The sequence below is a fragment of the Vibrio sp. SCSIO 43009 genome (genome assembly GCF_023716525.1).
Classification (GTDB): Bacteria; Pseudomonadota; Gammaproteobacteria; order Enterobacterales; family Vibrionaceae; genus Vibrio; species Vibrio alginolyticus.
The window spans coordinates 722,968-736,416 of record NZ_CP071843.1 but is presented as its reverse complement, the minus strand read 5'-3'; the positions used below and the strand labels follow the sequence as shown (position 1 = coordinate 736,416).

Sequence of the window (13,449 nt, the reverse complement as noted above, 5' to 3'; positions counted from 1 at the left end):
CACTTACAGAGAAATGTTTTAACTCGTTTCATATGATAAATAAGAAGATTAAAAATATAAACAACAATAAATTCAATGACTTAAAATAAAAAATCTTGATGTAAAATCAAATTTCTTTCCTAAATCACCTTTAGTTTTTGCTGTTTCTCTATAAAGAAAGCCCTCAACCTCATAAACGTTCAGCTCTTATTGATGTTGATATTCAACTATTTTGTGTGACTTATTCATCACTTCAGTGAGCAATCATTGTATCTAGTGTGAGTCGGATCATTCTATTGATAAAACCATCTAGATGACAGAAATTATTTGTCTAACAATATTACATAAATAAAAACACATAGAAGTGAGTACCTACCATGCAAGTAACAAAAATTGCAGCAGCAATTGCTATTTCCACAGGTTTGTTAACCGGATGTAACACTGATTTAAGGGATGCACCATCGGCTCCCCCACCAACAGAAACTGAGTCTGAGTTGAGCCAAGGTATGTGGGATATTTCAACACCAGCCACTGTGGCGAAATCCGATGATGAGCACGACCTGCCAAACGTCTATGTCTTTGAAGACGGTACGCAAAAGTATTATAGCGATGATGATAACTTCGGTACTTACACAATCTACACTTCAACTTATACCGAAGATAAAGATACAGAGACGCTTACATTCAACCTTTATGACGAGAGCGATCTAGGTAACCCTACCGAGTTAACAGGGACTTATGAAGTTTCAAACGGCATGTTAACCATTTCAGGAACAAATGACGGAAACTTCACCGGTAACGATGAATCAGAAAACGATGCGGTGAAAGATGCAGTTGCAGCGGCAAATAATGACGCTGGCGATAACAACGTCGTACAAATTTTGGATACCAATAAAGGTGGAACAGAAGAAGACACCGGTGAGTTACGAATCAAGCTGTCTGATTCAACGAGTGTTTCAGAAATTTCAACAGGCCGACTAACTGTAGATCTAACTTACCAGCATCATGAAGAAACAGAACAGGAAGCCGACGGTTCTGGTGACAATGCTTACATCTCATTTTATGCAGCAAAAACCTCGAATTCCAACTTGCATGGCGAAGTGGCATTTGAAAACGGCAAAATCAAATACCGCGATGCAAGTGGAAACTTGACGGAAACAGGCGACACGTTTGAGTTAGGTGAAAACCTCGCGATAGAAGTCAGTTGGATAGAAAACTTCTTCTCTTTTTCGGTTAACGGTAAACAAATAGGTGAAATGTTACCTGTCGCTGATGGCACCGCTGTAACTTATGTATCACTGAGACTAGGTGATAATGGCAACACTACAAACTTTGAATTAAATGCAGACAACTTGAAGATTTACTCTAGTGATTCGGGCTCTGAAGTGTTGGTTCTAGAAGAGGATTTTGACAACTACATTCCAGGCTTAGACCTTGCGACAATTTACAACAGTGCATCAAGCGAAGCGGTTGTCATTTCAGACGGAAGTTCTAATCCTGATAAACCGTCAGAAGACGTGAGTGAAAACTTTGACTCATACCCAGTAGGAACAAATATCAGTTCAGCAAACTCTAGTTGGAAAGAATACAATACGGTTGCTGATGACTCCTCCACCTTGACCTCCGTGGCTGTAGTAAGTGATGACGTATCAAAGAGCGGCACTAACTCTCTGCTAATATCCGACACAGATACGACCAACAAACCATACGTTACGCGCGAGTTTTCAAACGGAGCAACATCAAACGGTAGCGTGTCATTCGATGTTTACATTCCGTCAGACAACGAAAAAACTACATACATTAATGTTGGCTCAGGTAAAAACAACTCAGATCGTTACTACGAATTGAGAATTTCGGGCAGTGGTAAAGTTGAAGCCGAAGCAGGATCAGATGACGTAGAAATAGGCACTATTACGACTGACGCTTGGAACTCAATGTCCCTAGCTTGGGATGGTGATGAGATTAACGTTTCTATTAATGGAAAAACGGTTGATGCGCCAAGTCAGTCCGAAACAGGCTTAGACGCAACGAATACACCATCACAACTGACTATTTATGTAGGGGACACAAGTGGTGCTTCAACAAAAGCATATTTCGATAACATCGATTCAAAGCAACTCTAGTGTTATTTTGTAGCACTTGATACTAGGCCAGGCTTTCGAGCCTGGCTTTATTTTTTTACCTCTTCAGAAGAACAAAATTCAACACAATACTCTAAATTCAAGCCAGTCCCAGTGATTGCTTGCTCTATCTTGTTTCTTACCTTTTAAAGAATTCCACTGAAAACAAAAGCCTCATCAAATCGATGAGGCTTAAGTAGAAATCGAGTAGCTCTTAGCTTTCTATTAGTTTCAATTTTGATTTAGCTTGAGCTTAGAAAATGTCACGCTGTTATAGTCACCGTTTTTCTTGTCGACTGAAAAATCACCGGTGCCCGCACATCCTGTACCCCACACAGGGTGAGACTCACTGACGCTACATTGACCATAAGCTCCTGCTTTAAAATAGAACATGTCTTCTGCGTAGCCATGCTCAAAGTCCTTACTATCAATCCCCTTACTGAGATCTATGGAATAAGTCACTGTCTCGTGGCGTTCTGTTTCAAACGTCAAGTTCATCATAGTTCCTTGAACTTCTATCTTGTAGCTGAACTCTTCACCAAGAGCGATACCTGCTTGGCCTGGTTCTTCAAGGTTATCCCAAGTATTTCCCCATACTGGATATGCAATATCAATACGATTTGGATCTTCCTTCGCTAGGTTACGCTCGTAGTTCCAAAATACAGAGCCCATTTTGTGTTCTGGGAATTTTTTATAGAAGATTTTAATGGGTTCATTTCCATGTCCATAGCCTTTACCCTCTTTTATTCTTGCATCAATTTTTTTCGCGTGGATTTGACCGACAACAACAGAATGAGCAGGCCCTTTTTCTGGAAATTTGGCGTGTTCAGAAACATGGTTCACTTTCAAGGTCGCTTCCAACGTTCCACCTACGCGACTGTGTTTAGCAGCCTGAGGGTGGCTCGATAAAGCCCAATGGTTTGCTAAATCATCGGTTTGAATAGAAAAGTCAGCGCCACGAGGCATTTCACGTAGTTCAGAGCGAGCATTCTTCGAGTTTTTTGTCGTTACCGCTTTATTCTGCACTTCAAACACCAAGTTGCCTTCTTCGTTCAAGAAGAAGAAGTCTTTGTGTGAATAACTCAGCATCGCCACACCCTCGATTTCGTCCACTTTTCCGTCTTCATTGATATCGGAAGGAATAGTGATCTTCCAGTTTCGCATATCAAATTTATCGGCAGGGACTGGATAATCAACGCCATTATTTAAATCAGAAGCGATAGCAAGAGTTGGTAAGGTAACAGCCATTGCGGCTACGAGTAGATTGAGTTTCATGTTCAAACCTTATTATATGTAATATTGTCATACATATAATAAGGTTTGCAACGGAATGATTCGAGGAAAGAAGTTATGATGTGCTCTATTGATCACAATTTATAAACTCGATAAACCCCAAAATGATAAGCTAGACATACTCCTCTTTAGTCCATAGCATCTACGAATATTTTCGACCTAATCCAATAGTCATAGAATCAATCGTACATTAGCTTGTCTGCCTTATTAATATCGAAATCTTTCAGAGACTTACGTGCTAAATGCCTAAATGGCCATGCCTTAACAATTTCTTCAAACGGCATGATTGCAAACACCCAAAACACTGAAAGGTCCAAGTATAAAATCATCAAAGCACATAACGGTATTGAGATTACCCACTGACCGGTAAAGTTAATCTTAAACACCTCCGTTGTTTTACCTAACGCTCTCAAAATATGACCATGAACGGTGTTATAGCCACGTACTATCGGTAGCAGTATGTAAAGTGGAGCAATCGCGGATAACGCTTTGTAAGTACTCGGGTCTAAGTCGGGATACAAATCAGGAAGAACGAAACTAAGTGCAAAAAAGAAAAATGCTGAAACGAACGAGATCATCACGGCCATATCAATACTAATATCGACATTGTTACGCAGCTCATCCATTTTTCTTGATCCAATTGCTTGGCTAATCGTGATTGCCGATGAATGCGCCCAAGCAGTAATGAACTGAGTACCCGCTTTGATCCAAGGCATCACGATAGTCATAGCGACATAAGCATTTAAGGTCAGTTGCGAGTACAGCAACATGTATATCGTTGCGCCAGTTTGTAACATTGTGACGTTCGCCGCGACGGGGAAAATCTCTTTAAAATGCTTATGTATATTGCTTTTCAATGACGCATCAAGCTTCTTAATAGACAAGATGATAGAATCATCAAGCTTAATGCACATGGTTAAATATAACAGCCGAATACTAATAGCAACCAAACTACCCGCCGCGGCGCCTTGAACGCCAATACCTTCAAAATTAGTCAGGCCGTGAATCAGAACATAAGACATCGCCACGTTGACTGGCAATTCAATCAAATAGCCTTTAAATGGAACTTTGGTCCGTCCAAGCGCATTGAACACCGCAATCATAACCTGAGTAATGGCATTGAATATGACGATGAACTTAGCAATTGCAAGGTAGCATTTTGTCTCCGCATAGAGATCAACGTTATCCGTCAACTTACTGATTAACGCTTCATCAAAGACAGTAATCAACAGCCAGAATAACGATGCGACTAGAACGTTGATAACTAAAGCTGCCCAGAAACCTTTATTTAACGATAGATAATGACCAGAGCCTACCGCACGGCTAAGTACCAATTGAGACCCATTTGCTAGAGCCATTTGGATACCTAAAACAAAAGAAACTATTGTTGTAGCAATCCCCATAGCAGCAAGTGAAACTTCACCTAATGGCGTAACAAGCAGCGTATCAATCATAAGCATTGATTGCATCAACAAAGCATTAAGAGCAAGCGGCCAAGCAAGAGATAAGTTTTTCTTTATATATGGTTGGGAAAACATTAGTAAACCTTTGTAATGAGGTTAAACGTTTAAACTAAAGAGCTCGGTCATTAGGCAAAGTTCATGACAAAAAGAAACGACAGAAAACTCTTTTTAGTCAATAAAAATGTACGCAAGCTCTTAACTATTCACGGCGTCGGAAAGCCTCTGATTCTCATCATTTAACAGCGTTTGAGAGGCTAAACGAGCTTGAAATGAGTTTCCGACCATAATTGCATCATAAATTGCACGGTGCTCATTAAGGCAGAACCTCCCTCCTTCAACTGACTTGTCAATAAACACCTTAAATATGGTCGAAAGTATATTGCTGAAGGGAACGTAGAATTGATTATCGGTACAAAGGAATATCGTTTGATGAAACAAATGATCGTTAGCAATCCACTCATCATAATCGTGACATCGTGCTGCCATCGTCATTCTTTGAAATACAATTGACAACAGCTTTCTTTGCTCAGCATTGGCATTTTGGGCTGCCAGCGCACACGCCTCTGGTTCTATGGCTTTACGCAATCCTAAAAACTGAGATAGAAACGGCTTAGTATCTTCTAAATCTTGGATCCACTCTAAGAGTTGAGGATCAAGAAAATGCCAATAGTTTCTTGGTAGTACCGTAGTTCCAACTTTTGGTTTAGAGATAATTAAGCCTTTAGCAGACAGCAACTTCGTCGACTCTCGTAGTGCTGTCCGACTAACACCAAACAACTTACACAGTTCTATTTCACTCGGGAGCTTCTCATTTTGACTTAATTCTCCTGACAATATTTTGCGAGAAATCTGTCTTGCTACTTGTACATGTATCTTGTGATTTGAATTCCCGAGAAGTGAAAACTCTGCCATCTATATTCCTCATTGCCAGCAGCCTAAACGACTTGTTTAGCTAATAATTAGAAAAGGCCAAATGAAACACGCTTTGAAGGCGGAGACTTTCTGTGTAAATGTAAAGCACTGTTATTTAGCGTCTAAAATCTAACGATCTTATGAATATGATTTTTACTCGCGAGGTATATTGGCCAAACTCAATATTGAATGGTCGAGTAGTAACATCATGCACACCGATCTTTGGTATATAATAATACAATATCACTTTATTTAACAAGAAACCTGACCTTCTATTCAAATTGTGTGCTGTGTATTGAAAATCAGTGAGTACAATAAGTAGGCGCGACTAGAGTTAACTAACATATTGAGCTAACAAATAAATAAGGAATGATGTAAGAATCGGTGGCCTCATCTGTTATACGCTAAGTATCATAATCATGAAGGCTTCATAAAGCAGTCGGAGATTCAAAATGGATTTGTGAAGACAACTGTTATTACGTAAACATCTTCTTGGTGAGCTACACTTTGGATGATATAGTCCAAGCTTAAATAATACAATTTTAACGATAAGTGATTTTATGTCTGGTGAATTTCATTCTATCTCCGGTTCCAAGCGCAGCTTACATGTACAAGTAGCTCGCGAAATTGCTCGTAGCATTTTGTCAGGCAAGATCCCTCAAGGGTCCATTCTTCCAGGAGAAATGTCCCTGTGTGAACAGTTTGGTATCAGTCGCACAGCTTTGCGTGAAGCCGTAAAACTTTTAACATCAAAAGGTTTACTCGAGTCACGTCCAAAAGTTGGTACTCGAGTCATCAACCGAGCGTACTGGAACTTTTTAGACCCACAATTAATTGAATGGATGGACGGTCTAACAGAGATAGATCAGTTCTGTCATCAATTTTTGGGGTTACGACGCGCGATAGAGCCTGAAGCTTGTGCACTCGCAGCGAAAAATGCCACTGCGGAACAGCGAATTCAGCTATCAGAAGCATTCCAAGATATGTTGGAAGTCGCTAAAGCAGACGAACTGGACAAAGCGCGTTGGATGGATGTAGATATTCGTTTCCATAGCATTATTTTTAACTCAACCGGAAACGACTTTTTCTTACCGTTTGGGCATGTTCTGACTACAATGTTCATTAACTTTATTGCACACTCATCTGAGGAAGGCAATACGTGCATCGAAGAACATCGTGAGATTTATGAAGCAATAATGGCAGGCAATGCTGAAAAAGCACGTCAAGCTTCGGCTAACCACTTGTTGGAGTCAAAACATCGCTTACCCGAAGCCAGTTAAGCTTGGGCTTGGGCGATCTAATAACTAGGCAAAAGCACGCATCTCGCGTGCTTTTTTAATTTCGTTTCCTCCAATTCTTTATGGCACACCATCAATATTTTGATATATAGTAATACAAATGTATTTTGAGAATGTTGTGTTATGACCGACTCGCTACTGCCAAATATCATACAGTTTATCAGCCAGATTGATCCGTTTGACAAGGTACCTAAAGGTGCACTTCGCGAGCTTGCTTCATCTGTTAAGATCACTTATTTAAGCAAGGGGGATGTTGTTGATCAGTATTCTTCTAAGAACGAAAAGTCACTTTATATTATTAGAACTGGCTCTATCGAACAGCGTAAATCTGATGGCATATTGAGAGCTAAACTTGGTCCGGAAGATTTGTTTGGCTTCACTTTTCTTGGTAACGAAGTCGAAAGCGGAAAAGAATACAAAGCAATTGCAATCGAAAATTCATTAGTTTATGTAATTCCAAATGCTGCGCTGAAAAAGTTGTGCACTTCTCATCCTGAATGTGCTGAACATTTTGCATCACAAGCTCAGGTACGGCTAAAGTCAGCATTAGATGTCGTGTGGTCTAACAAAGAAAAAGGGTTGTTTATTCGGCGTGTAGAGGAAGTCGCTAGTGGTCGAGTTGCAATTGTAACCGCTGAGCAATCCATTCAGTCAGTCGCCAACGAGATGATCGATAAGTGCTCTCCCTGCGCTGTCGTTTATCGTGATAATAAAATAGTTGGACTGATTACCGACCGAGATATGACAAAGCGAGTCATCGCCAAAGGATTAAGCATCTCAACACCAGTCGTCGAAGTCATGTCGCCTGATCCTAAAACAATTCATCCTGACGATTTAGTTCTGCACGCAGCCTCCATTATGATGCAGCACAATATAAGAAACTTACCCTTAGTCAGAGACAATAACGTCGTTGGCGTTTTGACCACAACGCACTTGGTTCAAAACCATCGAGTCCAAGCTATATTTTTAATTGAAAAGATCAAATATGCTGGCAGTGTCAAAGCGTTGTCTAGTTTTACGTCCGAGCGCCAAGCTATTTTTGAAGCATTAGTCGAAGGACGGGTTTCACCAGAAATCATTGGTAAAGTGATGACCATGATTATGGATGCGTACACTCGTAGGTTAATACAAATAGCCATTGATAAGTTGGGAACACCTCCCTGTGACTTCTCTTGGATTGTGGCAGGCTCTCATGCTCGCCAAGAAGTACATATGCTGTCAGATCAAGATAGCGCCATCGTATTAGATGATTCGGCAACAGATAACGACCGTATCTACTTCAAACATTTAGCAATGATAGTAAGTAATGGTCTGAATAAATGTAACTATCCATTGTGTCCAGGGAAATTTATGGCAGCGACCCCTAAATGGTGCCAGCCTCTCTCTGTTTGGAAAAAGTACTATAAGAAATGGGTGGCAAATCCTGAATACGAGCGCCTCCTCAATATCAGTGTCTTTTTAGAAATCCGAACCGTTTATGGAAACAAAGACTTTGAACAGATACTTCGCGATGAGCTTCACTCTAACATCAACGCTAATAGAGAATTCCTTACGATGTTAGTTAACGATGCAGTGAAAACAAACCCACCGCTAGGAATATTCAATAGCCTAGTATTACAAAAATCGGGAGAGAACAAGAAAACGCTCGACGTAAAAAAATACGCGATTAATCTAATCATTGATCTTGCAAGGATTTATGGTCTTGCAGTTGAATGTGACCTCACTGCAACTGATGAGCGTTTTAAAGCAGCCAACGAAAAAGGGCTGCTCAGCCATGACGCGTACAAAAATATAATAAACGCATATCAATTCATCTTGTCGTTTCGATTTGCCCATCAATTAGAAGCACTAAAAAGTGGAGATGAGCCAAATAACCACATTGACCCCAATACGTTCGGTAGTTTTGAACGTCAACATTTAAAAGACGCGTTCCGCATCATTGCAGATCTACAAGAAGTCGCCAAACTCCGTTTTGGGAGCCGATAATGAAGCGCTTACTTGAGTACTTTCATCCATTGACACGAAAAAATCGTCAGAGACAAAAGCACTGTAAAAAGAAGCACATCCCTCTTTATCTTAAAAAGCTGCTTCGCTCGCCAAATCTGGACGTAAATCAACGAGCTTTTGACACTGAGTTCATCGTTCTTGATCTTGAAACAACTGGCTTAGACAGTGAGGAAGAAGTCATTCTTTCTATGGGCTGGGTAGAGATTCGACAAGGCCATATTGACTTAGCAACAAGCCAACACCTTTATGTACATAGCGACTCAAAAATTAAGCCCGAAACCATAGTTGTTAACCATATTACCCAACAAATGCTGACTGATGGAATCTCTATTCATGAAGCAATGCGGACATTCTTTAAAGCAGCAGAAAACAAAGTTATTGTTGCGCACGGATGTATAGTCGAAACTAGCTTTATTAATCAATATTTACAGCGAGTTTTCAACATAAAAGAGTTGCCGCTCATTTGGATAGACACCTTGCGAATAGAAAAAAGGTTACAAAGAGCTATCAATGCTTCCGATGAATCAGATGTGACTCTAGCAGCGACAAGGGAACGTTACGGGTTACCCGCTTACAACGGCCATAATGCACTTGCAGATGCAATTGCAACTGCAGAGTTACTATTAGTTCAACAAACCCGTATCGCACCTCAGAAAAAAGCGACAGTCGGGCCCCTTTACCGGCTTAGCCTGTAATCATCCAGATCACAGGCCTATTTGCTAAACATGTTCTCTGTCACAATTTGGTATCATCAGCATTTACCTTAATTAATAATACAATATCATTAATGTAGGCGACGTTAGCAAAATGCAGCGAATAGCCATTGTCACTTGCCAGCATCAGAGCGAGTGTAAACTGATTAGTTGCTCCATATCATAACTACATTTTAGAGAGCTTAGCATTGCATGTGCGCAATGATTGTCGAAGATCTAGCAGTGTTACATAAACAACCGAATTCAGGTGATGTCCCCTCGAACGTCATCTTCAGTGGTTAGTAATCATGTAAAGCCGCTGTTGCGAACTTCAGCCGACAGCTCGCGGTACTAGTACCGTTTGGCCCATGCAGTACAGGCTTGCATGGGCTTTTTTTTAACAATCCTACATCAATCGATGTTATATCCCTCTGCCAGATATGCAAATCCGCGTCCATTCTTATTAGAGGACTTAAGATTCTCTATAAGTATATTCATAGAACCCATGCCTAAACTCGACACTTTTAGCAGCTTCAGAGAAAAGCAATATCTGACACCGATCACTTGTATGATTAATTAAAGGGTTTATTACGCCTTACTGGTCACGATTTTGAGTTATTGTACTACAAATAAGAGAGGCGAACGTTACTATTACTTAGGACAATAAACTACTTCAAAGGTCTAAAGATGGAACTCAATACTCTCATTGTGGGCATCTATTTTCTATTCTTAATCGCAATAGGTTGGATGTTCAGAACTTTTACTAGTACTACAAGCGACTACTTCCGAGGTGGCGGCAACATGCTTTGGTGGATGGTTGGAGCAACGGCGTTTATGACTCAATTCTCTGCTTGGACATTTACTGGCGCCGCTGGTAAAGCCTACAATGATGGTTTTGCTGTCGCTATTATTTTCCTTGCAAACGCGTTTGGTTACTTCATGAACTTCGCTTACTTTGCACCGAAATTTCGTCAGTTACGCGTCGTAACTGTCATAGAAGCCATTCGTATGCGTTTTGGTACAACAAACGAACAAGTATTTACTTGGTCTTCGATGCCAAACAGTGTTGTCTCTGCAGGTGTATGGCTTAACGCCCTCGCTATTATAGCTTCAGGTATTTTTGGTTTTGATATGACAGCAACCATCTGGATTACCGGTTTAGTTGTACTTGCGATGTCGGTAACTGGCGGCTCTTGGGCGGTTATCGCCTCCGATTTCATGCAAATGGTCATCATCATGGCGGTAACGATCACATGTGCAGCCGTTGCTATTGTTCAAGGTGGTGGAGTTACTGAAATTATCTCTAACTTCCCAGTCGCAGAAAGTGGCAGCTTTGTTGCAGGTAACAACCTGAACTACTTAAGCATCTTTAGTATTTGGGCGTTCTTTATCTTCGTTAAGCAGTTCTCTATTACAAACAATATGTTGAACTCTTACCGTTACCTAGCTGCAAAAGACTCTAAAAATGCAAAAAAAGCAGCTTTGCTAGCATGTGTATTGATGTTGGGTGGAGTTTTCATTTGGTTCATGCCTTCTTGGTATATTGCAGGCCAAGGTGTTGATTTAGCGGCAGCTTATCCAGATGCTGGTAACAAAGCAGGCGACTTCGCGTACCTATACTTCGTTCAAGAATACATGCCAGCAGGTATGGTTGGACTTCTGGTCGCTGCAATGTTTGCTGCTACGATGTCCTCTATGGACTCTGGTCTTAACCGCAATTCAGGTATTTTCGTAAAGAACTTTTATGAACCGATCGTTCGTAAAGGCCAAGCATCAGAGAAAGAGCTAGTCGCAGTTTCTAAAGCAACATCGGCGGTATTTGGCGTTGCAATTATTCTAATCGCGCAGTTTATAAACTCTCTAAAAGGTCTGAGTCTATTCGACACTATGATGTACGTTGGTGCGCTCATCGGGTTCCCAATGACAATTCCAGCGTTTTTAGGCTTCTTTATCAAGAAAACTCCAGACTGGGCCGGTTGGGGAACTCTAGTCGTGGGTGGCATCGTTTCCTACCTTGTTGGGTTTGTTATCACAGCTGATATGGTGTCATCGGCGTTTGGCCTTGAGGAGTTGACTAGCCGAGAATGGTCTGATGTGAAAGTAGCAATAGGTCTAATCGGACACATGACGCTAACTGGTGGCTTCTTCATGTTGTCGACTCTATTCTACAAGCCTCTAACTGACAAACGCCAAGCAGATGTCGATAAGTTCTTTGAAAACCTATCAACGCCTCTTGTAGCGGAATCAGTGGCACAGAGAAAACTCGATAACAAGCAACGTCAAATGCTGGGTAAACTTATCGCGGTCGCAGGTATAGGTGTCATGTTTATGGCTCTGCTACCTAACCCAGTATGGGGGCGCTTAGTGTTTATTCTATGTGGTGCCATCGTCGGAGGTGTTGGTCTACTACTTGTAAAAGCTGTGGATTCAAGCGCTGAACAAGCCTCTGAACCTGTGACAGAAAGTTAAATCTCTTATTCTAATAAACGCGGCTATTCTTTGGCTGCGTTTTTTAATTCTAAGTTCCCAGTACGAACACTTCACCCTTTTACGAAGACATATCATCTTGTCTAGGGTTATCGAATTGCAGCTTTATTTTGTCATTCGATAAGGCTAAACCAGAACGTGATAATCTGATCGAGTTAAAAGTGCAGCCTACCTTGCTTAAGTAAACGCCCCAAAGCCATCCAAATATCTGATGAAGTAAAGATCTCGGCTCGTATACTTTGTTACCGCTTCGTGATTTAGACTCGCTAGTCCTTTACATCACCACCTAGTCTACAAGCCAAACTATTCCCGCTGAACAAACCATCTCGGGATTACTTAGGTACACTATTTTCTCTTTTTGCAGATGGCACAACAACCGCTACCAATAAAGCTAACAACAGGAACACGGGGCTAAGCATTAATCCATGCCAGATTGAATACCCATCATGGAACAGCCAGAATATACCAAGCGTCAGTAGGTACGAAAAGTAGCTGCAAAACACCAAGCTAATCGCGACAAAGCGCTTTTGATTAATAATAAGAATCCGCACTAGATACTGGCTAAGAATACCAGAGCAGCGCATGGCAAGTTGCCAATTAATGATAAAGAAAGCAAGCGCAATAAACCCAGCTACGACCAGTGCATCATGCGTGCTTAAAATGAAGTAGCTACCAAATCGGCTTATGATGACCGGATAATCGCCTTCGTATATCGTTGACCAAGATATTGCGTTCGCTGCTGCTACGTAATTGGCAAAATAAGCAATGGCGTAGAAAGTCGTTTGAGAACTGAACGGCTGAAATACATCCGTACAAAATCCTCGCCACTCTTCTTTGTTGGCGGTAGGCCCAACCCAGTCACGTTTTTTTTGAGCGGTACGCCCGGCAAACGCAGGCCCGTTGCGAAACAACAGCCAAAATATATAGAGTGCAAGTATAACCAAGAGTATTGAAAACATACCCTTCCCCCTCATAAATTATCGGCGCCACTGCCAATGGCGTTGGGGTCGTAAACTGCACTTCCCTGCTATACCTATTTGATTTATCAAAGACTTATTATTTTATTACCACCAAAACTCATTTAATGGCATGCTAAACAGCAACATTTTCACGCTTTGTGCGTGAAGTTCGAAAGCCTACTTTTAGGTTTAGCACAAAAATAACTACAGCAAAGCGTAAGAGAGGGATTCCGCACCCA

At 41.1% G+C, this 13,449-nt stretch carries 9 protein-coding genes; 5 read left to right on the top strand and 4 right to left on the bottom strand.

What is annotated here, in order from left to right; genetic code table 11:
- The first annotated feature begins 356 nt into the window (after nucleotides 1-356).
- Entirely contained in the window at nucleotides 357-2,102 is a 1,746-nt protein-coding gene (locus J4N43_RS18925; RefSeq protein WP_062730962.1) for a LamG-like jellyroll fold domain-containing protein, read from the top strand.
- A gap of 228 nt (nucleotides 2,103-2,330) precedes the next feature.
- Here J4N43_RS18925 and J4N43_RS18920 read toward each other — a convergent pair whose 3' ends face one another.
- From J4N43_RS18920 to J4N43_RS18910, 3 genes are all read right to left on the bottom strand, one after another.
- A complete protein-coding gene (locus tag J4N43_RS18920; protein ID WP_054578992.1) occupies nucleotides 2,331-3,374 on the bottom strand; it encodes a polysaccharide lyase family 7 protein in 1,044 nt (347 codons plus the stop codon).
- A gap of 197 nt (nucleotides 3,375-3,571) precedes the next feature.
- Nucleotides 3,572-4,861 carry an MATE family efflux transporter gene (locus J4N43_RS18915; protein ID WP_025998585.1) on the bottom strand — a complete coding sequence of 430 codons (1,290 nt, stop codon included), beginning with the start codon at nucleotides 4,859-4,861 and terminating at the stop codon, nucleotides 3,572-3,574.
- Between the two features lie 189 nt (nucleotides 4,862-5,050).
- Nucleotides 5,051-5,767 carry a FadR/GntR family transcriptional regulator gene (locus tag J4N43_RS18910; protein WP_017634231.1) on the bottom strand — a complete coding sequence of 239 codons (717 nt, stop codon included), beginning with the start codon at nucleotides 5,765-5,767 and terminating at the stop codon, nucleotides 5,051-5,053.
- Nucleotides 5,768-6,327: 560 nt separating this feature from the next.
- On the opposite strand from J4N43_RS18910, the gene J4N43_RS18905 reads away from it, so the two are divergent.
- The 4 genes from J4N43_RS18905 to J4N43_RS18890 all read left to right on the top strand — a co-directional run bounded on the left by J4N43_RS18905 (nucleotide 6,328) and on the right by J4N43_RS18890 (nucleotide 12,233).
- Entirely contained in the window at nucleotides 6,328-7,047 is a 720-nt protein-coding gene (locus tag J4N43_RS18905; protein ID WP_005388529.1) for a FadR/GntR family transcriptional regulator, read from the top strand.
- A gap of 141 nt (nucleotides 7,048-7,188) precedes the next feature.
- Complete coding sequence (locus J4N43_RS18900) at nucleotides 7,189-9,051, top strand: putative nucleotidyltransferase substrate binding domain-containing protein (protein WP_017634232.1); 1,863 nt, start codon at nucleotides 7,189-7,191, stop codon at nucleotides 9,049-9,051.
- Nucleotides 9,051-9,767, top strand: a complete 717-nt coding sequence (locus tag J4N43_RS18895) for a 3'-5' exonuclease (RefSeq protein WP_158159372.1) — start codon at nucleotides 9,051-9,053, stop codon at nucleotides 9,765-9,767. Before J4N43_RS18900 ends, J4N43_RS18895 begins: the two co-directional genes overlap by 1 nt.
- 684 nt (nucleotides 9,768-10,451) lie before the next feature.
- Nucleotides 10,452-12,233 (top strand): sodium:solute symporter family transporter, encoded by a 1,782-nt coding sequence (locus tag J4N43_RS18890; RefSeq protein WP_031781211.1) that lies wholly within the window; start codon nucleotides 10,452-10,454, stop codon nucleotides 12,231-12,233.
- A gap of 350 nt (nucleotides 12,234-12,583) precedes the next feature.
- Here J4N43_RS18890 and J4N43_RS18885 read toward each other — a convergent pair whose 3' ends face one another.
- Nucleotides 12,584-13,210: a hypothetical protein gene (locus J4N43_RS18885; protein ID WP_154203902.1), complete on the bottom strand. Its 627-nt coding sequence runs from the start codon at nucleotides 13,208-13,210 to the stop codon at nucleotides 12,584-12,586.
- Nucleotides 13,211-13,449: the final 239 nt, after the last annotated feature.